The sequence below is a fragment of the Hymenobacter norwichensis DSM 15439 genome (genome assembly GCF_000420705.1).
Classification (GTDB): domain Bacteria; phylum Bacteroidota; class Bacteroidia; order Cytophagales; family Hymenobacteraceae; genus Hymenobacter; species Hymenobacter norwichensis.
Genome location: NZ_ATVL01000011.1, coordinates 50,869 through 72,538 on the forward strand (window position 1 = coordinate 50,869; position 21,670 = coordinate 72,538).

Consider the following 21,670-nt stretch of genomic DNA (forward strand, 5'->3'; position numbering starts at 1 on the left):
TCCTTACTACTATGTGCGGAATTGTTGCTTATATCGGTTACCGGGAAGCTTGTCCCATCATTCTTAAGGGCCTGCACCGGCTGGAGTACCGAGGTTACGACTCGGCAGGAGTAGCGCTGCTCAACGGCGACCTGAACGTATACAAGAAGAAGGGCAAGGTTTCTGAACTGGAAAACTTCATTGCCGAAAAAGACACCCACGCCCACGTAGGCATGGGTCACACCCGCTGGGCCACCCACGGTGAGCCCAACGATACCAACGCCCACCCGCACTATTCCACCTCTGAGCGGATTGCCATTATTCACAATGGCATCATCGAGAACTACGCGGCGCTGAAGCAGCACCTCACCCAGCAGGGCCACGTATTTCACTCCGATACGGACACGGAAGTATTCGTGAACCTGATTGAGGAAATCCAGAAGCAGAACCATTGCACGCTGGAAGAAGCCGTGCGGCTAGCCTTGCACGAAGTGGTAGGTGCCTACGCCATTGTGGTGCTAAGCCGCGACGAGCCCAACCAACTGATTGCTGCTCGCAAAGGTTCGCCGATGGTAATTGGTGTAGGCAAAGACGAGTTTTTTATTGCCTCCGATGCTACGCCCATCATTGAGTATACCAACGAAGTGGTGTACGTGAATGACTACGAAATTGCTATTATCCGCGACGGTAAGCTCGACATTCGCAGCAAAGAAGACGTGCACCAGACCCCTTACATTCAGCACCTGGAAATGGAGCTGGACAGCATCGAGAAAGGTGGCTACGAACACTTCATGCTCAAGGAGATTTTCGAGCAGCCTCGCTCCATCCTCGACTCCATGCGCGGCCGTTTGGAGCTGGAAGCCGGCCACCTCAACATGGGCGGTATCCGGGCCTATGAGCGGAAGTTTATGAATGCCGACCGGATTGTGATTGTAGCCTGCGGCACCTCCTGGCACGCTGGTCTGGTGGCTGAGTACCTGCTGGAAGACCTAGCCCGTATTCCGGTGGAAGTGGAGTACGCCTCGGAATTCCGCTACCGCAACCCGGTAATCACGGAGCGCGACATTGTAATTGCTATTTCGCAGAGTGGCGAAACGGCTGATACGCTGGCCGCTATTGAGTTGGCTAAGAGTAAGGGCGCTACTATTTTCGGTATCTGCAACGTGGTAGGCAGCAGCATTGCGCGGGCTACTGATGCGGGTGCTTACACCCACGCCGGCCCCGAAATTGGGGTGGCTAGCACCAAAGCCTTCACCGCTCAGGTAACTGTCCTAACCATTCTGGCCATGATTGTAGGCCATAAGCGCGGCACCCTTTCCGATACCCGCCTGCGTGAACTGATGGTGGAGCTAAACAGCATTCCAGCAAAAGTGGAAAAAGCGTTGCTGCTCAACGACGAAATAGAGGTAATTGCCCAAACGTTCAAAGACGTACCAAACTTCCTGTATTTGGGCCGGGGCTACAATTTCCCAGTGGCCTTGGAAGGCGCGTTGAAGCTTAAGGAAATCAGCTACATCCACGCCGAAGGCTACCCCGCGGCTGAAATGAAGCACGGTCCTATTGCCCTCATCGATGAGAACATGCCGGTGGTGGTTATTGCCACCAAAGACAGCTCGTACGAAAAAGTGGTGAGCAATATTCAGGAGGTGAAAGCCCGCAAAGGCCGCATCATTGCCGTAGTAACGGAAGGAGACACGGTGATTCCACAAATGGCTGAATTTGTAATTGAAGTGCCTGCTACCTCAGAAGTATTGGTGCCACTGGTATCGGTGGTGCCGTTGCAGCTGCTTTCCTACCACATTGCCGTCCTGCGTGGCTGCAACGTCGACCAGCCCCGGAACTTGGCTAAGTCAGTGACGGTGGAGTAAGCTGCGCGCCGTGTAATAGTCTATTTTATAAGAAGCGCCATGCAGGTCATGGCGCTTCTTTTTGTTTAGTGTTACGTCGTTTCTTCGATTTCATTGCTACCAACTAGCCCCGGCAACTATTTTCCATTCAAGGCCTATGCTCAACCGTCGTGTTATTTGGCTTGCAGTTATACTACGGCTAGGACTGTATGTGTTTCTGCATTTCTCAATGGGTATTGCAACCAGTGGCACCGGTCTGATTGGCAAACGTGGTGGAGACACCGTTGCTTACTTTCAAGCAATTGAAAACCTACTGACGCATGGACACTACACACACATTCTGAACTACCTGCCGGCCTACGCCGGTCGAATGCCGGGCTATGGTGCTGTCTATGGTTTATTTCGGCTATTTCTCTCCCCTACTCTGGCCTATGATGCGGTAATACTAGCCCAAATGGTGCTGGCGTTGGTAGCCCTATACTACTTGGGGCTTCTAACGTACCAACTAACCAAACGTCGGTTAGTGGCTTACGCAATAATGCTGCTGCATGCTATAAGTCCGTACGGGGCACAAGCCGACCTATTTCTGCTAACCGAAAGCTTTGCGGCCAGCGCCTTGGTTATCGGCACTTACTATTGCTTGCTAGGAGTCATGGCACCCACCCGCCAAAACATGCTACTAGCGGGTAGCTGGCTGGCTTGGGTGGTATTTTTGAGGCCGTACATGGCGCCGTTGCTAGGGCTATGGCCGTCGGTACATATCTACCACAGCTATCGGCAACAGTCGTGGCGCCAGTTACTGCAACCTAGTGTTCTGCTGATCTTACCTTTTCTGGTGGTTGACTGCGCTTGGACTGCCCGCAACTGGTTGGTTAGTCAGCAGTTCGTTCCGCTTCAGACAGCGTATGCGGGCATTCCTTTTCCCGACGACTATTTGGCCGCCCGGCGCTTTGCGGCGGCCTTGGGCGAAGACCCGGTGGAATGGAATTCCACTTCCCTAATGTCATGGCTGATTCGGCCGATTACTGCACCGCAAACAGCTCCCCAGTCGTGGCAACTCACTCAGCACGGTACCTACGATTCGTTGCGGTGGGTGCGGCAACAGCTACAAGCCCCCCCCCCCAAGGTACTGCTCTCCACTGATCCGCATATTAGAGGCAACCAGCAGGCGGCGGCAGCGTTGCGGCGGTTTCACGATGCTGTAGTGAGGGAGAAGCCGTGGCTGTATTACGTTGTAGCGCCGGTGCGCTTAACATATTATCTGGTGCTAACCGGCGGTGGCAACTCTATTTTTGCTTGGCCATTCAGTGAGTTAGCAATCTGGCAGAAGGTCATTCGGTTACTATTCACATGCACGCATTGGCTGCTCATGGGCGCCAGTTTGTGCAGTTATATATGGTGGCCCCAACGAGCTTCAACTGGCTGGCTATTGGTTCGGGTGCCACCTATCTTTCTAATTTTGCTCTTTGTGGTGATTCTTCGGTATGTGGAGGCGCGCTATTTTATCGTGGTTTATCCGTTGGCATTATTGAGCGGCACGGTGTGGCTTATCCACTTAGCTGAACATATTGCCCCTCGATTGTTCATGGCACAGAAACCGGAATAGCACACCTACACCAGAAATTTCTCACCGCGCAAATACATAGCTTTCAGCAACGGACAGGCTTTGTACCGTGCTTCATGCGTGTCCTGCCACATAGCTTCCAGCGTTTCATAGATACGCGCTATACCAATTTGGTTTGCCCATCCGAATGGCCCATAGGCGTGCTGGGCGTTCAACCGCAAAGTAACATCAAGCTCCCGAGCGGAGGCGCTGCCTTCCTGTAGAGCATAGCAGGCCTCGTTGATTAGCACACAGATAAGGCGTGGCGTTACCAACCCTACCCGGTCCGGCACGATACCATACTTGGTGCCCAGCGCGGCGCATACGGTGGCTAATGCCTCGGCGTCCTTGGGGTGGTTGAGGCTGGTTTCCAGCACCTCCCGTTCCAGCAACGTTGGGAAGGCGCAGAGCCCGAATACGGGGCCGAAAGGGGCCGCTTCGTTGTGAAACAGGGCCGCTAGGGAAACACGGGTGGTATCGTAGAACAGGGGCTGGCGGGGCTGCTCGTAGTGCAGCTCGGGCCAGGCGCGCAGGTCGAAGGCAACGTCGGCCGCTCCGAGGCGGGTGAGGAGGTCGGGAGCGGTGGCGGTGGCGGGGCAGAAGTCGTAGGTGTGCGTGGGGCCGAATTTGCGGCGTAGTTCCGCTTCTGTGTGGGCGCCTCCAACGATGAGCAAGTGCATAAATTCCGCTTACTTTAGCCTAAAGATAGATTTACCGCTCACACTTCGCTGTTCTTCCATGCCCAATTCCGTCGTTTATTCAGCCCAGGCCCCCGCTCCTATCGGCCCTTACAGCCAAGCCATCCAGGCCGGCAATACTCTGTACGTTTCCGGCCAGATTGCCCTTGATTCTCAGACCGGCCAACTTGTCGGTAACGGGGATGTGGCGCAGGAAACCCACCAGGTGATGCGCAACCTGCAAGCGGTACTGGAAGCAGCGGGCCTCACGCTGCGCGACGTAGTGAAGTGCAGCATCTTCGTGAAAGACCTCGGCAACTTCAGTGTTATCAACGACATCTATGGCAGCTACTTCACCGCCGATTATGCTCCGGCCCGCGAAACAGTGGAAGTCAGCCGCCTCCCCAAGGATGTACAGGTGGAAATTTCCTGCATTGCCGTGAAGTAACGAATCGTGCACTGGTGAAATATAGATTCTATTGAATCGTTATCAAGCCATTTCACAACTCTACCACTTCATTATTCCGCTTTATGAAAGAACTTGGACTCGGCCTACTCATCCTTGGGCTCCTATCGTTGGTGCTGCCTTTCGTGGGCATGAAATCGATGCTATTGACCTGGATTGACCAGTGGGGCCCTACCGTGGCGTGGCTGATTCGAGGGGGTATTACGTTGCTGGGGCTGGTGCTCTGGCTGAGTTTCCGCAACCGAGACTAGATGCGCCGACCTACTGCTGCTCGCAAACCACCCAAAGCCCTGGCGAAACCCACGTATTTCCCGGCGGAAAACGTGCTGGAACGCTCCCTACCGCCTACTTTGGTTGGGCAGTTGGAATTCGAGAACTACCACTTCCGCAACTTCGACCTCACCCAGGCCAACCTAACTAGCCGCGTGTTCCGGGAGTGTCTGTTCGAGAACTGCAACTTGGCCGGGGCTACTATTCAGAACGCCGCGTTGCAGAATGTGGCCTTTGACGGCTGTAAGCTGCTAGGTCTCCAGTTCTACTCGTGCCGCGACATGCTATTCGACGTGCACTTCGACCGGTGCCAACTCGATTATGCGTCCTTCTCAGGCCGCCGCATGCCTAACACCCGCTTCGTGGGTTGTTCTTTGCAGGAGGTTGATTTCCGGCAAGCCGACCTCACGGCCGCCGTATTCGAGGACTGCAACCTGCTGCGCGCCCTGTTTGCCGATACCCGCCTCGTGGGTGCCGACTTCACCACCGCTCTAGGCGTAGAACTAGACCCCGAGTTGAACGAGCTGCAACAAGCCCGCTTCACCAAAGAAAGCTTGCCCGGCCTGCTCACCAAGTATAACCTGATTATACAGTGAGATGGTGAGCTTGTGAAATAGTGAGTTTGCTGTGCTGATGGGACAAGTGGCGCAAACAGCACAGCAAACTCACCATTTCACAAATTCACCATCTCACCTTTCGTATCTTTGCGGCGCGTTTTTCCCTCCTGAGAGGCGCTGCGAACCGACTGACTTATGGAAAGAGAAGTACGGGTGCGTTTTGCGCCCAGCCCCACGGGGCCGCTGCACATCGGCGGCGTGCGCACAGCGCTGTATAACTATCTGCTGGCCCGCAAGTTGGGCGGCAAAATGCTGCTCCGCATCGAAGACACCGATCAAAACCGCTTCGTGCCCGGTGCCGAGCAGTACATCATGGACTCGTTGCGCTGGTGCGGTATCGTGATTGACGAAGGCATTGAGCAGGGCGGTCCACACGCGCCATACCGGCAGAGCGAGCGGAAGCCTATGTACCGCCAATATGCCCAGCAGCTCATCGACAGCGGCCACGCCTACTACGCCTTCGATACGCCTGAGGAGTTGGACGCTATGCGTGCCCGCTTGCAGGCCGCCAAAGTGCCCAACCCGCAATACAACAGCATCACCCGCGCCCAGATGCGCAACTCCCTCACCCTCCCCGAGGACGAGGTGAAGCAACTGCTGGACAGCGACACGCCCTACGTAATCCGGTTGAAGGTGCCGCGCAAAGAGGAAATCCGCTTCAACGACCTGATTCGGGGTTGGGTGGTGGTGCACTCCTCGGCCGTGGATGACAAGGTGCTGATGAAGTCGGATGGCATGCCGACTTACCACCTAGCCAACATCGTGGACGACCACCTCATGGAAATCACCCACGTAATTCGGGGTGAGGAATGGCTGCCGTCGGCGCCGCTGCACGTGCTGCTCTACCGCTATTTGGGCTGGGAAAGCACCATGCCGCAGTTTGCCCACTTGCCCCTGCTGCTCAAGCCCGATGGCACCGGCAAGCTCAGCAAGCGCGACGGCGACAAGCTTGGTTTCCCGGTGTTCCCGCTGGAATTCCACGGCACCGATGCCGATGGTCAGCCGACGGTGAGCAGCGGCTACCGCGAAAGTGGCTACCTGCCCGAGGCGTTCATCAACTTCCTGGCTTTCCTGGGCTGGAACCCCGGCACCCAGCAGGAGTTGTTCACGATGGACGAGCTGATTGAGCACTTCTCGATTGACCGGGTAAGCAAGTCGCCGGCCCGCTTCGACCAGAACAAGGTGCGCTGGTACAACGAGCAGTACCTGCGTGCCAAGCCCGACGCCGAGCTGGCCCAGTACCTCATCCACGACCTCGAAGCGCAAGGCCTGAACGTGCCGACCGATAAGGCGGTACAGATTGCTGGCCTCGTGAAAGAGCGTGCCACCTTCCCCGCCGATTTGGCTAAGGAAGCGCAGCTATTCTTTGAGCGCCCTACCTCCTACGACGAGCAGGTAATCAGCAAGAAGTGGAACGCCCAGGTAGCCACTGGCCTAGCCGCTTTTGCGCAGGAATTGCCCACCTCTTCCGACGTTACGCCCGATGGCATCAAGGCGCTGCTGACCCGCGTGATGGAGCAGCAGGGCATCAAGCTCGGGCAGGTGTTGCAGGCGCTGCGTGTAGCTGTAACTGGCGCCGCCGCTGGCCCCGACCTGATGGCTATTATTAGCATTCTGGGCCCGCAGGAAACGGCGGAGCGCATTGAAGCCGCCGTTAGTAAGCTGGCCGTGGCATAGTTGCGGCGGCAAATAGCCGATTACTAGAACTTTCTTTGAGAAGCGCCCGGCAGTGATGCCGGGCGCTTTTTTGTTTCAGCGCAGATAAACGCCATAGCAAGAGTGCAACCTATTCCCTAAAAAACAGCATCTTCATTGCAGTTAATGGCATAGCATTCCCCTCTTATCTAGCTGATTTATATGCGTCTACCTCACCTTGTAGCTCCGCTCCTGCTGGCTACGCTTACCGCCACTGCCCAAGCACCCACGCCCCGCACGGTGCAGAACCTGGAAACCTTTGCCCGGCTCTACGGCTATGTGCGCTATTTCCACCCTTCTGATGAGGCGGCTGCCACCAACTGGGACAAGTTTGCCGTCTTGGGCGTGGAGCAGGTGGCAACGGCCCAAACCGATGCCGAGTTGCAGAAGACGCTGTTGGCCCTATTCCAGCCGATTGCGCCTACGTTGCAGCTAGTGCCCGCCAGCAAATCGGTGGTATTCAAGGTGAAGACTATTACACCGCCCAACCCCAAAAACTACGAGGTAATCAGTTGGCAGCACCAAGGCATGGGGCAAGGCAACAAGCAGAGCCCCTACTATAGCTACCGCCTCAATAGGGCGGTGCCGGAGGTTGTGGATGAGGTGCGCGGAGCGGCTTTTGGCTCCCTGACTCGGGCGGTAGATGCTAAGCCGTACCGGGGCCAGGAGTTTCGCTATACGGCATTCGTGCGCAACGCCAAGCCTACGCACGGCCACGGCGCGCTCTGGGCCCGCGTAGACTGCGAGAATCAAAAAATGGGGTTCTTCGACAACATGGGCGACCGGCCCATCGTGAGCGGCAAGTGGCAGGAGTATGAAATTCAAGGCCGCATTGATGCCAAAGCCACCCAGTTGTTCTTCGGGACCATGCTGCTCGACAGTGGCCAAGTGCAGGTAGATGAAATGCGAGTAGCCGTGCGGGAAAACGACACTTGGAAAACCGTGTTTACTACCGGCTTCGAAGACGATAAGCCCGGCCACTTTCCTAGCAGCATCAGCGCCAAAGCCAACCCTGGCACTGCCACCAGCCGATATTCCTACCTGGTGAGTGAAACCGATGCTGCCGCCGGCAGCCGGTACGTAAACATCAACTACACTCGACCCCAATCCAAGGCGCCTGCTTCAACGTCTGTACGGGCCCCACTATTTGCCAAGCAGGCGGCCATTGGGGAAGTGGTGCAGGAAGACATTGGCAGTAACCTCCGTTGCGTGCTGCCGCTGGCGCTCTACGGCACTAAAACCGCCACCTACCCTGCTGCCGACACCGCAGTTCACAGAGCCTTGCAACGGCAGATACGGCAGCTCCCAATGGGCGACGTTTTGTCGAGCGACAGCCGCGCGGCGCACCTAGCCGCCGTGGTTATCACTTGGAACATCTTCCAGCATTTCTACCCCTACTTTGCCGTCACGAATTCCAACTGGGCGGCGGCTCTGCCCGAAGCCTTACGCTCGGCCTACCCTGAGCAATCGGGCACCGATTTTCTGCTGACACTACAGCGCCTCACCGCCCAGCTTCACGATGGGCATGTGCGAGTAGGCAGCTATAGGAACCCGCTGGTTGGCGCGTACCGCCTGCCCATAGAATGGGAGTGGGTGCAGAACCAACTGGTTGTTACGCGGATAGCCGGCGACACGCTGGCCATAAAGCGCGGCGACATTGTAACGACCATCAACGGGCAGCCGGCCGCCGCTCACTTCCGCAACGCCGAGCAGTACATTTCGGCCGCTACGCCGGGTTGGCTGCACTACCGCTCGGCCACCGAAACGACGATGGGCCCCCGAGGCCAGGCAATGCAGTTACAAGTACAGGACGCCGCGGGCCAGAGCCGGGCCGTTACGCTACGCCACAGTTTGCAGTACAATCAGTTCAACACCAGTGAGCCTACGCCGGAAACGTTTCGACTTCTTTCGCCGGGGGTGTACTATCTGAATCTGGACCAGCTGCCGATGGAGGAAGTGAACAAGCACATGGCCGAGCTAACCCAGGCCAAAACCATCATCTGCGACCTGCGCGGCTACCCCAAAAGCAACCACATGCTTATCAGCCACTTACTTTCCAAACCCGACACAGCCGGGCACTGGATGCGGGTTCCGCAGTTCATCTACCCCGATCAGAAGAACGTGGCGGGTTACGCCAACATGGGTTGGAATATGAAGCCCAGCAAGCCGCACCTCACGGCTCGTGTTATCTTCATCACCGATGGCCGGGCCATCAGCTACGCCGAAAGCTATATGGGCTTTATCGAAGGCTACAAGCTGGCCACCATCATCGGGCAGCCCACAGCCGGCACTAACGGCAACATCAACCCCTTCACGGTACCCGGTAGCTACCGTATTTCTTGGACCGGAATGGAAGTACGCAAGCACGACGGCAGCCAGCACCACGGCGTGGGCATCAAGCCGAATATCTACCTGGAAAAAACCATTCAGGGTGTACGAGAAGGGCGCGACGAGTTTCTGGAAAAAGCTATTGAGCTAGCCAAGGCACCTTGAGGTAGCCTATTTAGTCCGGCAGTTTACTAAGGCAGCGGCGCTATATTCGGCTAACCCCCTGTGCCGCCGCTTCGTACTACGGGGCTACGGGTGCCTTGCGCGGCTCCCGCTTCTATCCGGCCTTAGCAGTTAGATCATGGCGAAGAAACCCGTTAACCCCAAAAAGAAAAACGACCCCGAAAAGAAAGCTCGTGTGCATAAAGAGCTGGAAGGGTTTGAAATAAAAGTGAATCCGTTGGGCGAAATCACATCCAACTATTCCATCGAGGACATCAACACCTTCCTGAATCGCCACGTGCGCGACAAGAAATTGGTGAACCGCGACGGACAGTTTGGGGAGAAAGACGACGAAGATTTCCCATTGGAAGAAGGTGCTCAGGAACCCGAAGAGTCCGACGAGGATTTCATGCGTCGCACCAGCCGTGAAACCAAGAAGAAAGGCACCAAAGCCGACGACCCTGATGCCGCTTCTGAAGCCGCTGATACCCGCGCCGAACTACCCGACGAAGGCTAGCTAACTATTTCGTTTCGAGAAATATAGCCATTATCGCTCTATTTCTGTAAGCCTCTGATGCTCGCGCATCGGGGGCTTATTGTATTTATAGCTTGGCAACCAAGACCCCATATTTGGGGCAATAAGTGCGCTTTTGCTATACTTGGGGCCTTTCACCTTCATTACATAAGCACATGCAGTCCCACGACGTTGATTACAAGATTCTCGGCAATGATATTCAGGTATTAGAGGTCGAGCTGGACCCCAACGAAACTGTTATTGCCGAAGCTGGCGCCATGGTGTACATGGACGAGGCTATAGCTTTTGAAACCAAAATGGGCGACGGCTCGGAGCCCGACCAAGGCCTGATGGGCAAACTGTTTTCGGCGGGTACCCGCTTGATTACTGGCGAGTCATTGTTTATGACGCACTTCACCCACCGCGGCGGCTACGGCAAGAGCCGGGTAGCGTTTTCGGCGCCTTATCCGGGTACCATTATCCCGCTTGATTTGGGAGTGCTGCCCAACGGCCTGATTGTGCAGAAAGACGGGTTTCTGGCGGCGGCCCGCGGCACCAAAATCAGCATTCATTTCAACCAGAAGCTAGGCGCCGGCTTTTTTGGCGGCGAAGGCTTTATTCTGCAAAAGCTAACCGGCGACGGCAAGGCATTTATTCACGCGGGCGGCACCGTCATTGAGAAGCGCCTCAACAATGAGTTGCTGCGCGTTGATACCGGCTGCGTAGTTGCCTTCGAGCCAGGCATCGACTTCAGTATTGCGCGGGCGGGCGGCCTCAAATCCATGATTTTTGGCGGTGAGGGACTATTACTGGCCACCTTGCGCGGCACTGGCCGCGTGTGGCTCCAATCGATGCCGGTGAAGAAGCTGATTCAGGCGCTGGCACCCACGGGCGGCAATGCGGGTAAGGAAAGTGGCAGCGTGCTAGGCAAGCTGGCCGGCGGCCTCTTCGACGAGTAAAGCAATACCCCAACGTGTACTATAGTGTGCGTTGGGGTACTACTACCGGTTGGTGAGGTTGACTTTAAGGAGTTCCGTACCGCGCAACACTCCATTCTCGTAGTGTTCTGTGGCAACTGGCCGGCCTTCTGCGTCAAACACCTGCCAGTCGCCAAACCAGTAGAAGTGAATTTCGTGAGGCTCATCTACAATGCGGGCCTGGCCTTGGCGCTTCTTCTTACCACTACTCTGGTACTCAGTCATGGTGATGAGCCCATACGGACGGCGGGCAAATCGTTCGGTGCGCTCTAATTCGCCTGTGGGAGCATAATACCGCCAACGGCCGGTGTAGCGGCCGTGCCGGTAGCGCCCAAGAGCCATTGGGTGCTTCTTGGCATCGTCGTAGTAGGTAGGCCAAGGACCGTGCTGGCGCAACTGCGCATCATAGCGCTTACTCGACCAGAAGCCGATGGGACCGTGCTTGGCAGTCGAGCAACTCATTAGCACCAGCAAAGCGGGCAGGTATAGAATAAGGCGCATACAGGCAATAGAATAAGAAGGGTAGCTGCTGCTCAAGTAGCATAAGGTAGCCAAGAAGAAGCCATTTCCTTGGAAAAGCTGGCCTTTTCTTTATCCCAATCATTATCTGCTGAAGCCTCACCGGCGCACACCTACGGCAGCCAAGCTAACCTCATCGACTGACTTGCGCCTGCGTTACAACCGGCTGTGTGGAAGTATTAGCCAAGCTTGTAGGCTCGGCACCCAGCAACTGCGAGGCAATAACACCGAGGCTAACTACCAAAGTCACAACCAGCAATCCAATCAAAACAAATAAAGAACGGTCGGTGAGGGCCGAATCATTGGAGAATAGGCGACGTTTCCGGCGAGAAACGTAGGGGCGGGAGGGAGAGGGAGCAATAGGAGGCACGGAGGGGGCGGCTGAGCGTCAAACAATCCTCCAATATAAAAATTAACTTTTCAATATCATTTAAATTTTACCTGATTTTTCAGAAAATTATCCTATCCAAAATTCTAATAATTACGTGACTGTTAGTATTTCATCCAGCATGTCACGCGAGTTGCTAAGCCGGGGTACTTTATGTTGTCCGCCTAGCTTACCGCGCCGTGCCAGCCACCGTTCAAACTGCCCTGGCGCGGCCACCGTTAGCACAGGCGGCAGCAACGCTAGGTCGCGGTGGCGCTTGGCATCGTAGTCGGAGTTCAGTTGGCGCAAGGTATCATCAAGCACTGCCGTGAAATGGGCCGGATCTTGGGGCGGCTGCGTGAACTCAATCAGCCACTGGTGCCCGCCACGAGAATTGTCGGCGGCCCCGGTGAAGTAGATGGGTGCTGCTGTGAAATCACGCACGGTAGTATTGGTGGCTTGGCAAGCAGCCGCCACAGCCGCTTCGGCATTTTCAATTACCACTTCCTCCCCGAAGGCATTAAGGAAATGCTTGGTGCGGCCCGTAATTCGGATGCGGTACGGCGCTAGGCTAGTGAAGCGCACCGTATCGCCAATTTTGTAGCGCCACAAGCCGGCATTGGTGCTGATGACCACAGCGTAGCGCTTGCCCAATTCCACCGCTTCGAGCGGCACGGCACGGGGCGCGGGCACATCCCACTGGTCGGCGGGCAGAAACTCATAGTAGATACCGTGGTCGAGTAGCAGCAGCAAGTCCTCGGAATTGGGTTCGTCCTGGAGGGCCAGGTAGCCTTCGGAGGCATTATAAACCTCCTGGTAGTGCATGTGGGCCGACGGAATCAGCTGCCGAAACAGTGCCCGGTATGGCCCAAAGGCCACTGCTCCGTGCAGAAATAGCCCTAGCCGGGGCCACACGTCCAGGATGTTGTCAGTGCCGGCCAGTTCCATTACGCGGCGCAATAGCACAATCATCCAGGTGGGTACGCCAGCCAATACGCGCACGTCGGCATGCAGCACGTGGCGGGCAATACGCTCAATCTTTTCTTCCCACTCGTCCAGCAACGCTAGTTCCAGCGGCGGGGTCCGCACGTATTCGGCCCAGGCGGGCAGGTTCTGCATGATAACCGCTGATACATCCCCAACCCGGGAAGCGGCATCGTGCGGCCGCAAGGGGTTGGGACCGTGCGTACCACCCAACGACAGGGTTTTGCCAGCCAGTATTTGCACCTCGGGGTAGTGCATCGTGGCCAGGGCCGTCATGTCGCGACCGGCGCGGTAGTGGCCGTCGTGCAAGGATTCGCGCGTGACCGGAATGAACTTACTGCGGGCGTTGGTGGTGCCACTGCTCTTGGCAAACCACTGCACCCGGCCCGGCCATAGCACATCGGCCTCGCCTTGCAGCACCCGTTCCAGCAACGGATACAGCTCTTCGTAGCTGCTCACCGGCACCCGCTCGGCAAATTCGCGGCCGGAGATATTATCAGCAAACCCGTACTGCCGACCTACTTCTGTGTGGCGGGCCGTATGCAGCAAGCTTTGGTGCAGGCGGCGCTGCACCTCATGCGGGTGCTGCCGAAAATGCTCGATAGAAGCTAGACGCCGCTGTACGGCCCACGTAAGAATACTGTCAAGCACAGAAACGGGAATTATAGAAGCAGAACGAGGAAACCTATAAGCAGCCTTGTTATCGTTGGCAACTTATAAAAGTTGCCGCAAACCCGAATCTAGGCGCTTACCTGGCTCCTATTTGTGTGCGTAGAACCGCTACCAAATTGCCGCCTTTTCAGCTTTTGGCCCCTGCCTTTACAGCTTCCGTTTCAGCTCGAAGTTCTTGCCCAGATACACGCGGCGGACCATCTCATCGGCGGCTAGCTCCTCGGCGGTACCGGCTTTCAGCAGCTTGCCCTCGAAGAGCAAGTAGGCCCGGTCTACGATGGCCAGGGTGGAATTTACGTCGTGGTCGGTGATGAGGATGCCGATGTTCTTGTGCTTGAGCTTGGCCACAATTCCCTGAATTTCTTCGGTGGCAATGGGGTCGACGCCTGCAAACGGCTCATCGAGCAGCACGAATTTGGGGTCGACGGCCAGGGCGCGGGCAATTTCGGTGCGCCGCCGCTCGCCGCCGCTCAGCACCCGGCCCAGGTTTTTGCGCACGTGCGTGAGGCTGAACTCATTGAGCAGTTCCTCCACTTTGTCGAGCTGCGCCTGCTTGGACATGTCGGTCATTTCTAGCACCGCCAGAATGTTTTCTTCCACGCTCAGGTCGCGGAACACGCTGGCTTCCTGCGCCAGATACCCGATACCGAGGCGCGCGCGCTGGTAAATGGGCATCTTAGTGATTTCCCGGTCGTCGAGGTACACACGGCCCCCGTCGGGCTTCACCATGCCCACTGTCATGTAGAACGAGGTGGTTTTGCCGGCCCCGTTCGGCCCCAGCAACCCCACAATTTCGCCCTGCTCCACCAGCAACGACATGTCGTTGACGACAGTGCGGGATTTGTATTTCTTGACTAGGTTATCGGCTCGAAGAATCATACGGCGCAAAGGTAACGGAACGAGCGGGGATAGTAGGATCTGACAGCTAACGCGCCGCTTGGCGGTCTAGTACGGAGCCAAGTGGGTACGAAGTCACCTTTTCCTTAGTAAGTTAGCCAGCTACCGCGCTATCTGCGCGGCAGAGCTATAACCCTACTCCTATTCGATTCCTATCCTGCTACTGCATGCGACAACCTTTACAAATACAACAACTGCTTCCTCGCCTGGTGGTCTTGCTTATGGGAGCAGTACTGCCCATTCTGGCACATGCCCAGAGCGAAACCAACAATTGGTATTTCGGCAACCGATGCGCCTTGCACTTCACGACGGGGCAACCTCAGCGCCTGTTAAGCAATCCAGCCCACTCGGAAGACGGGTGGGCCACCATTTCGGATAGTACTGGCCAACTGCTGTTCTACTTCAACAACTCGTTTGTATACGACCGTACGCATACGGTCATGCCACAAAGCCAAATACGGGCATTCGGGGGCACTGGTGTGGTTATAGGAGGCATCGGTACGCTTGGCAACAGCAACTATGCTGCCGACTGCATCGTGTTGCCTTGGCCGCAGCGCCCGGGCCAGTATTTTGTTTTTTCTTCCAATATCTATTCGGGTACGGGAGGGTTAAGTGATTCAGCAGACGTTGTCTTTTCGCGGGTGGACCTAAGCTTGCGTGGTGGGCTCGGCGACGTGGATGCGGGCAGCCGACGGCAGGTATTGCACGAAAATGCCCTGACGATGGTACAAGCGGCCCGGCACCCCAATGGCCGCGACTATTGGGTTATCACCCACGAAGCCGAAACAGCCAACTACCGGGCCTACGCCGTCACTCCGGCCGGCGTTAGTGCCACCCCCGTCATTAGCACGGCGGGCAACGTTACGTACCGCACCTCCGGTGGCACCGCCACGCTAGCGCCCACCAGCCGCCTGATTGCCTACAGCAATAATTTCAACCTACCCGATGGTACCGTGGTAGAAGATGTGGACCTAGTGCGGTTCAACCCAGCCACCGGCCAATGCAGCTCTTACCTGACGCTACCTGGCGCCGGCGGCACATATCTTGCCTTTTCGCTCGATAGTAAGTTGCTCTACGTATCGGGGCAATTCAATAGAGCAGCCTCACGCATTCAGCTGAAGCAGTATGACTTAGTAGCTGGCTCCGTAGCGGCTATTCAGGCGTCGGGGCAGTGGCTGGGGCCAGTCCGGCCCCGCAATGACATGGTGTTCATGGGCCAGATGCAGTTTGGGCCCGATGGCCGCTTGTATATAGGCCGCCAGGATACCGACACGCTAGCCTACATTGAACGGCCGAACCGCCGCGGCCTGGCCTGCGACCTGCGCCTGAGTGGCTTATGGACGGGACCTCCGACACTCGGCCCCTCCGGAAACAGGATTCCGCGCACTTGCTTTCGCCTGCCAACTTTCGTGAGCAGCTTTCTGTACTTGGCCGACTTCACGGCCGCTGGCAGTTGCTTGGGCGACAGTGTGCACCTGCGGCTGCGCAACCCCCAACGCCTTGACTCTGTGCGCTGGCGCTTCAACGACCCGGCGGTGCGCGGCGGGGGCACCAGCACCCGCAAACCCAGTGTAGCCTACCAGTACGCCCAGCCTGGTACCTACCGTGTGCACGCTCAAGTATACTACGACGATTTCTCTACCGACACGCTTTCCCAACTCGTTACAGTCCGGCCCCGGCCCACCGTACGCTTGCCTGCCGATACTATTATATGTGGTGCGGCCACAGTGCTGGTACCACACGGCTTGAGCGCGGGCATCAGTGCCTACCGCTGGAATACGGGCGCCACTACCCCCACACTCACCGTCACACAGCCTGGTTCCTACTCCCTTACCGTCACGGCTGGCGGCTGCACAAGTACGGCTACCACCCAGGTGCGCACCGCCGCTCTACCCATCCTGCGCCTACCCGCCGATACCTTGCTGTGCTTAGATACGGAGCTGCGCCTGAACGGGGCCGCTCCTGGGGTGGCGGCCGTGCGCTGGCCCGACGGCAGCACCGGCCCCAGCTATGTGGTACGCCAGCCGGGCCCCGTACGTGTGCAATTCACTACCACCGCGGGTTGCCAGCTCACACGCACCGTGCAGGTATATAGCCAAGAGTGCCCCAACCAGTTCATTATTCCCAACATCATCACCCCCAACGCCGACGGCAAAAACGACGGCTTCCAGATTACGGGCCTCGAGCCCGGTGCGTGGCGGCTGGAGGTCTACAACCGCTGGGGCCGGCAGGTATATAACCGGGCAAGCTACCACAGCGGCGAGTGGAGGGCTTTAGAGCAGCCTGCTGGCGTGTATTATTACCGCCTTTCTCGTTCTGGGCAGCAGTTCAAGGGTTGGGTAGAAGTAGTGCGTTGAAGACTATGAACCACCGTATCCGAGGCGTCAGGTAGAGGATAAATAGGCTCAATTGCTTAAAATAATGGCAGGAAGTAACAGGGCTGTAGATGGCAGCACCCTACTCTACACCGTTGCGAAGGGCCCAACGCAGATCATGTTGCTAACAGCCCGAAGCCTTCACTTCTCGTATCATAAGCAAGATTTCTACTTATCGTCGCCGGTACGCGCAGCAAAGGATTCGCGCTACTGCTTACACCGCCCTCATAGTCAGGCCGACCTTCCCTTTTACTCTAGCCTATGCTTCGCAGCTTTAGCCGGGGCCTGCTCGCCTTACTGTTTATTGGGGCTGGGGTGCTGCATTTCGTAGCACCTGCAACGTATATACGCATTATGCCACCTTACTTGCCCGAGCCATTGCTGCTGGTGTACGTGAGTGGAGTTGCCGAAATAGTGGGCGGCGTAGGGTTACTGTTGCCAGCTACGCGGAGACTAGCCGGTTTGGGGCTTATCCTGCTGTTACTAGCGGTGTTTCCGGCCAACGTGTACATGCTGCAAACTCATGGCGCAGGAATGGCAGTGCCATTGTGGGCGCTATGGATCCGGCTGCCATTGCAAGCGGTGCTGATAGTTTGGGTGTGGTGGAGCGCGCGGGGTGAGAAGGTGAACTAGTGAACTGGTGAGTTTGACGTTCTACTTGCGCGGACTACACCGTATGCACCGACAAAATATCAAATTCACTGGTTCACCATTTATTCCCAGCGGATATCTTTCACGCGCAGCTGCAAGGTTTTCACGCCGCGGTACTCGTTGATTTCTACCGTGTAGCACACGCTGAACGGCTGGCCCTGCTGAATCTGCGGCAGGTGTTCACCCAGCCCGAATCCAATGGCATCGAGCACGTGGTGGCCGTCTTGGGTGAGGGCCAGCTTGAGGTGCGACTGACCGACCACCCGCGCCGAGTTGGGCGCCGCGTACACGTTGCGCGCCATAAAGGTAGGGTTGGCATTGCCCGGCCCGAACGGCTCCATCTGCCGGAGCAGGCTATAGAAGCCATTGGTAATGTCGCTCAGGTTGAGTTCGGTGTCGATATCAACCGGCGGAATCATCTGCTCGGGTAGGATGCGGCCTGCCACCACCTGCTCGAACTTTGCCCGAAACGCCGGTAGGTTTTCCACGGGCAGCGTGAGACCAGCCGCGTACATGTGGCCGCCGTACTGGTCCAGCAAATCGGCGCATTCCTCAATGGCTTGGTGCACATCGAAGCCCGCCACCGAACGGGCCGAGCCGGTGGCTTTGCCGTTGCTGTGCGTCAGGATGATGGTGGGGCGGTAGTACTTGTCGAGGCAACGCGAGGCCACAATGCCTACCACGCCTTTGTGCCAGTCTTCCTTGTAGAGCACCGTGGTATGCGCGTCCTGAAACAGCGCGTCAGCCTCAATCATGTCCAGGGCTTCCTTGGTGATGCTGGTATCGAAGCCGCGACGCTCCTGGTTGGTTTTGTCTACCACTGAGGCCTTCTCGAAAGCTTCCTCCTTGGTGGCGGCCAGCAGCATAGCCACCGAGCGTTTAGCGTCGCCCATGCGGCCAGCGGCGTTGATGCGCGGCGAGAAGCCAAACACCAGGCTGCTGATGTTCAGTTCAGTTACCTGCATACCCGCCAGCTCGCGCAAGGCCACAATACCGGCGCGCTGGGGCCGAGCGGGGTCGTTGAGCAGGCGCAGGCCGTGGTAAGCCAGCGTGCGGTTCTCCCCCATAATGGGCACGATGTCGGCGGCAATGCTCACGGCTACTAAATCCAGCAAATCGTAGAGCGGCGCTTCGTTAAGGCCCTGGTCTTCGGTGAAAGCCTGCATCAGCTTGAAACCTACGCCGCAGCCGCTCAATTCTTTGAATGGGTACGGGCAACCGGGCCGCTTGGGGTCGAGAACGGCTACGGCAGCGGGCAGTTCGGTGCCGGGTAAGTGGTGGTCACAGATGATGAAGTCCACGCCCCGCTCATTGGCGTACTCCACCTTGTCCACCGATTTCACGCCGCAGTCGAGGGCAATAATGAGGGCAAAGCCGTTGTCCGCCGCGAAGTCGATGCCGGCCTCCGATACGCCGTAACCCTCCTTATAGCGGTCCGGAATGTAGTAGTCGATTCGCTCCTCCCCGAAAAAGCGCAGCAGATAGCTGTACACCAGCGCCACCGACGTGGTACCGTCCACGTCGTAGTCGCCGAAGACCAGCACCTTTTGGCCGGCATGCAGGGCCAGAGTGAGGCGGGCTACGGCGCGGTCCATGTCCAGCATGAGCAGCGGGTTGGGCAGCTCACCCAGGCTGGGCCGGAAGTAGGCGCGGGCCTCCTCGAAGGTACATACGTCGCGCTGGCAGAGCAAAGCCACGATGGTTTCCTTAACGCGTAATGCGTCGGCCAAAAGCCGGACTTTTTCAGGGTCGGGCGCGGGCTTGCGAATCCATCGTTTTTCCATAACTATAGCTAAAGGCGGGTCAGCGGTATCTTCAAAAGTACGAAGAAAAGCCTGCGTAGCCAGCCGTTATTCCGGCCGCACGCTCCGAAATGCGTAGGTTTGCCGCATGTCCAACGTTCGGGAGTTTCTGCGCAAATACGGTCAGTACATCATCTCCGACGGCCTGATGTACCTGGTTTTCATCGTGGTGCTGGGGCTGATGTTTCTGTTCTTCAGGTAGCAGTATAGCGCGGAGTAGAAACCACAGAATTTTCGTGCTTCCCCTTACAGATTGTCGCCGCGGAGCTTACGGAACCGCTTGCGGGCTTCAGCTACATAAATGCTGCCGGGATATTTCACCAGGAACTGGTTGTAGAGCGTTTTGGCTTGTTCTTTATCCTGTATATTTTCTTCCTGAATGCTAGCTAGCAGAAACATAGCGTCGTCGCTGAGCACGTCGTACTTGGGGTTGCTGGTGATTTTCTCGAGCGTGGCTACAGCACCGCGGTAGTCGGCGGTGCGGCGCTGAAGCTGGGCTTTTAGGTACCACGCATCATCTTGCAAGGCGTGGCCGGGGTATTTTTGCAGCAGCGCATCAAGACCCTTCAAGGCTTCCGGCAGCTTGTTCTGGAACACCAGTTGCTCCACGGCGGCGTAGTCGCGCAGGGCTACGCCGGCGGTGTCCATCGCCGTGTTGTCGGTTATCAGCAAGCTGAGCTGCATGGCGTCGTTGGCAATTTCGCGGGTGGTAGCTTCTTTCAGAATGTCCAGGTGACTTTTGGCCAGCTTGAAGTCGCCAGCAAAATAGCTGAGGCGGGCGTTGCGCAGCTTGGCCTCGTAGCCCAGCGGAGAGTCCTTGTGCGACTTCTCCACCTGCGAGTACAGCAGCGTAGCTTCCCAGGGCTCCCCGCGCAGCAGATAAATATCGGCCAGGTTGATTTTGGCTTCATCCACTACATCAAGGCTGGCACGAGGCATGTCAATCACCTGCTGAAGCAGCTTCATGGCCTGGGGCTTCTCATCGAGTTGGAAGGCGTGCAGCACGGCCATGTTGCGCAGGATGGAAGCCGTTTGGGGTGTGGTACCTAGCTCGGTCAGCACCTGCTGATACTCGGTGATGAGGCCCCGGATTTTGGCGGGGTCTACGGGGTAGGTTTCGCGCACCTGCGCCTCGCGGGTTTGCACCAGCCGCTGCCGAGCCGCCGCGTAGAATGGACCGCCCTTGTACTCGCGCAAAATGTACTCGTAGCCGCTGATGGCGCTTTCGTAGTCTTTGTTGTACTGTGCAATGCCGGCAATGTCCATCACCCGGCTGCCTTCGGTGCGGCCTCGCCTGTCCAGAGCCTTAGCCTGCACCAGCGCCCCGGTAAAGTCGCGGCGCTGCACTTGCAGCCACAGCAACAGTTCGCTATACACGCCTCGCTCCGGGTATTTCTGCACATTAGTGAGCAGCTGGCGCTCCAGCGTATCAAAGTCCTTTTCGTCGTGCAGGCTGTTTTGCAGCATGTTACGCACGAAGGGCAGCTGCTGCTCGTCTTCCACTAGCCGTAGCGTTTCAGCCAGCAGCCGTTCGGTGTTGCCACTTTGGGTGTAGAGTTGCACCAACTGCGGGCTGAAGTCGGTTTCGCTTTTCGAGAGTTGCCGGCCGCGCAGGTAGGTTTTCTCGGCCCAGTCGGGCAGGTTGCGGCCAATGAACTCGGCGGCTACGGGCAGAACCTGAGCAGTGGTGAGCTGGCTAAGGAGCTTGTCGTATTGCTTGGTGGCGGCAGCTTGGTCGCCGGCGGTGGTGTATAGGCTGCCCAGCGCCACCCCGTAGCCAGCTTCTTCGGGGTGCTGCCTGATGGCGCGTTTCAGCAGCTTTTCGGCGTCCTTGTAGCGCTTCAGCCCCTGCAATGCTGTTAGGTAGTCGGGCAAGATGTTGGGAGCCGTTTGGGCGTCAGTAGATAATTTGCTGAATAGGAACGCCGCCTTTTCATGCTCGCCTTTGCGGGTGTACTCTTTGGCCAAGGTCACATTGCTGACCTCCTGCTGCGCCTGAAGCGGAGCAGCCGAGAGCAGCAGAAAAGAGAACAGCAGCGGACGAACGTAGCGCATAGAGGATGATTGCTTGATTGTTGTTAGCTGATTGTTGGCTGCTCATGAAAAGAACAAGCTCATCAACCGCTACAAGTAAGTGTACCAACGCAAACGGCGCTGCCAACAGATTCATTTCAAGATAAGCAAGAAATCCGGGGGCTCGGAAATCTGGTTAAAGCACTTGTCGGTCTGAGTTTGCATAGAACAGCAGGTGTCAGGCAACAGAACTTC

At 57.0% G+C, this 21,670-nt stretch carries 17 protein-coding genes; 11 read left to right on the plus strand and 6 right to left on the minus strand.

Annotated features, from left to right (window positions below; genetic code table 11):
• Positions 1 to 11 precede the first annotated feature (11 nt).
• Entirely contained in the window at positions 12 to 1,847 is a 1,836-nt protein-coding gene (gene glmS / locus G536_RS0120875) for a glutamine--fructose-6-phosphate transaminase (isomerizing) (protein WP_022825550.1), read from the plus strand.
• A 208-nt stretch (positions 1,848 to 2,055) separates the two neighbouring features.
• Positions 2,056 to 3,432, plus strand: coding sequence for a hypothetical protein (locus G536_RS0120880; protein ID WP_022825551.1), 1,377 nt, complete (start codon positions 2,056 to 2,058; stop codon positions 3,430 to 3,432).
• A gap of 5 nt (positions 3,433 to 3,437) precedes the next feature.
• Here the strand turns inward: G536_RS0120880 and G536_RS0120885 are convergent, their stop codons facing one another.
• Complete coding sequence (locus G536_RS0120885; protein WP_022825552.1) at positions 3,438 to 4,109, minus strand: 3-hydroxyacyl-CoA dehydrogenase family protein; 672 nt, start codon at positions 4,107 to 4,109, stop codon at positions 3,438 to 3,440.
• A gap of 58 nt (positions 4,110 to 4,167) precedes the next feature.
• On the opposite strand from G536_RS0120885, the gene G536_RS0120890 reads away from it, so the two are divergent.
• The 7 genes from G536_RS0120890 to G536_RS0120920 all read left to right on the plus strand — a co-directional run bounded on the left by G536_RS0120890 (position 4,168) and on the right by G536_RS0120920 (position 11,117).
• Positions 4,168 to 4,554 carry a RidA family protein gene (locus G536_RS0120890; RefSeq protein WP_022825553.1) on the plus strand — a complete coding sequence of 129 codons (387 nt, stop codon included), beginning with the start codon at positions 4,168 to 4,170 and terminating at the stop codon, positions 4,552 to 4,554.
• 83 nt (positions 4,555 to 4,637) lie between these two features.
• Entirely contained in the window at positions 4,638 to 4,823 is a 186-nt protein-coding gene (locus G536_RS0120895; RefSeq protein ID WP_022825554.1) for a hypothetical protein, read from the plus strand.
• The gene (locus G536_RS29210; RefSeq protein WP_022825555.1) at positions 4,824 to 5,438 is read left to right on the plus strand and encodes a pentapeptide repeat-containing protein; all 615 of its coding nucleotides are present in this window, start codon (positions 4,824 to 4,826) and stop codon (positions 5,436 to 5,438) included.
• 156 nt (positions 5,439 to 5,594) lie between these two features.
• Positions 5,595 to 7,136, plus strand: a complete 1,542-nt coding sequence (gltX, locus tag G536_RS0120905) for a glutamate--tRNA ligase (RefSeq protein WP_022825556.1) — start codon at positions 5,595 to 5,597, stop codon at positions 7,134 to 7,136.
• Positions 7,137 to 7,316: 180 nt separating this feature from the next.
• Entirely contained in the window at positions 7,317 to 9,647 is a 2,331-nt protein-coding gene (locus G536_RS29215; protein WP_022825557.1) for a S41 family peptidase, read from the plus strand.
• Positions 9,648 to 9,783: 136 nt separating this feature from the next.
• Complete coding sequence (locus G536_RS31040; protein WP_022825558.1) at positions 9,784 to 10,161, plus strand: hypothetical protein; 378 nt, start codon at positions 9,784 to 9,786, stop codon at positions 10,159 to 10,161.
• Positions 10,162 to 10,334: 173 nt separating this feature from the next.
• Positions 10,335 to 11,117, plus strand: a complete 783-nt coding sequence (locus G536_RS0120920; protein WP_022825559.1) for a TIGR00266 family protein — start codon at positions 10,335 to 10,337, stop codon at positions 11,115 to 11,117.
• 42 nt (positions 11,118 to 11,159) lie between these two features.
• Here G536_RS0120920 and G536_RS29225 read toward each other — a convergent pair whose 3' ends face one another.
• The 3 genes from G536_RS29225 to lptB form a co-directional block, all read right to left on the minus strand.
• Positions 11,160 to 11,636 carry a toxin-antitoxin system YwqK family antitoxin gene (locus G536_RS29225; RefSeq protein WP_022825560.1) on the minus strand — a complete coding sequence of 159 codons (477 nt, stop codon included), beginning with the start codon at positions 11,634 to 11,636 and terminating at the stop codon, positions 11,160 to 11,162.
• Positions 11,637 to 12,135: 499 nt separating this feature from the next.
• Positions 12,136 to 13,656: a GH3 auxin-responsive promoter family protein gene (locus G536_RS0120930; RefSeq protein WP_026880440.1), complete on the minus strand. Its 1,521-nt coding sequence runs from the start codon at positions 13,654 to 13,656 to the stop codon at positions 12,136 to 12,138.
• A gap of 168 nt (positions 13,657 to 13,824) precedes the next feature.
• On the minus strand, positions 13,825 to 14,556 hold the full coding sequence (gene lptB / locus G536_RS0120935) for an LPS export ABC transporter ATP-binding protein (RefSeq protein WP_022825561.1): 732 nt from the start codon (positions 14,554 to 14,556) through the stop codon (positions 13,825 to 13,827).
• A gap of 239 nt (positions 14,557 to 14,795) precedes the next feature.
• Here lptB and G536_RS0120940 point away from each other — a divergent pair, with 239 nt between their 5' ends.
• Positions 14,796 to 16,931 (plus strand): T9SS type B sorting domain-containing protein, encoded by a 2,136-nt coding sequence (locus tag G536_RS0120940; protein WP_022825562.1) that lies wholly within the window; start codon positions 14,796 to 14,798, stop codon positions 16,929 to 16,931.
• Between the two features lie 279 nt (positions 16,932 to 17,210).
• Positions 17,211 to 17,582: a DoxX family protein gene (locus tag G536_RS0120945; RefSeq protein WP_022825563.1), complete on the plus strand. Its 372-nt coding sequence runs from the start codon at positions 17,211 to 17,213 to the stop codon at positions 17,580 to 17,582.
• 80 nt (positions 17,583 to 17,662) lie between these two features.
• On the opposite strand, the gene recJ is transcribed toward G536_RS0120945, so the two are convergent.
• Entirely contained in the window at positions 17,663 to 19,384 is a 1,722-nt protein-coding gene (gene recJ, locus G536_RS0120950; protein WP_022825564.1) for a single-stranded-DNA-specific exonuclease RecJ, read from the minus strand.
• A 264-nt stretch (positions 19,385 to 19,648) separates the two neighbouring features.
• Positions 19,649 to 21,457 carry a tetratricopeptide repeat protein gene (locus G536_RS0120960; RefSeq protein ID WP_022825566.1) on the minus strand — a complete coding sequence of 603 codons (1,809 nt, stop codon included), beginning with the start codon at positions 21,455 to 21,457 and terminating at the stop codon, positions 19,649 to 19,651.
• Positions 21,458 to 21,670 lie beyond the last annotated feature (213 nt).

Bases quoted from the DNA above. Each gene is read 5' to 3' on its own strand.
- glmS (WP_022825550.1), top strand. From the start codon at position 12: ATGTGCGGAATTGTTGCTTATATCGGTTACCGGGAAGCTTGTCCCATC.
- G536_RS0120880 (WP_022825551.1), top strand. From the start codon at position 2,056: ATGGGTATTGCAACCAGTGGCACCGGTCTGATTGGCAAACGTGGTGGA.
- G536_RS0120885 (WP_022825552.1), bottom strand. From the start codon at position 4,109: ATGCACTTGCTCATCGTTGGAGGCGCCCACACAGAAGCGGAACTACGC.
- G536_RS0120890 (WP_022825553.1), top strand. From the start codon at position 4,168: ATGCCCAATTCCGTCGTTTATTCAGCCCAGGCCCCCGCTCCTATCGGC.
- G536_RS0120895 (WP_022825554.1), top strand. From the start codon at position 4,638: ATGAAAGAACTTGGACTCGGCCTACTCATCCTTGGGCTCCTATCGTTG.
- G536_RS29210 (WP_022825555.1), top strand. From the start codon at position 4,824: ATGCGCCGACCTACTGCTGCTCGCAAACCACCCAAAGCCCTGGCGAAA.
- gltX (WP_022825556.1), top strand. From the start codon at position 5,595: ATGGAAAGAGAAGTACGGGTGCGTTTTGCGCCCAGCCCCACGGGGCCG.
- G536_RS29215 (WP_022825557.1), top strand. From the start codon at position 7,317: ATGCGTCTACCTCACCTTGTAGCTCCGCTCCTGCTGGCTACGCTTACC.
- G536_RS31040 (WP_022825558.1), top strand. From the start codon at position 9,784: ATGGCGAAGAAACCCGTTAACCCCAAAAAGAAAAACGACCCCGAAAAG.
- G536_RS0120920 (WP_022825559.1), top strand. From the start codon at position 10,335: ATGCAGTCCCACGACGTTGATTACAAGATTCTCGGCAATGATATTCAG.
- G536_RS29225 (WP_022825560.1), bottom strand. From the start codon at position 11,636: ATGCGCCTTATTCTATACCTGCCCGCTTTGCTGGTGCTAATGAGTTGC.
- lptB (WP_022825561.1), bottom strand. From the start codon at position 14,556: ATGATTCTTCGAGCCGATAACCTAGTCAAGAAATACAAATCCCGCACT.
- G536_RS0120940 (WP_022825562.1), top strand. From the start codon at position 14,796: ATGGGAGCAGTACTGCCCATTCTGGCACATGCCCAGAGCGAAACCAAC.
- G536_RS0120945 (WP_022825563.1), top strand. From the start codon at position 17,211: ATGCTTCGCAGCTTTAGCCGGGGCCTGCTCGCCTTACTGTTTATTGGG.
- recJ (WP_022825564.1), bottom strand. From the start codon at position 19,384: ATGGAAAAACGATGGATTCGCAAGCCCGCGCCCGACCCTGAAAAAGTC.
- G536_RS0120960 (WP_022825566.1), bottom strand. From the start codon at position 21,457: ATGCGCTACGTTCGTCCGCTGCTGTTCTCTTTTCTGCTGCTCTCGGCT.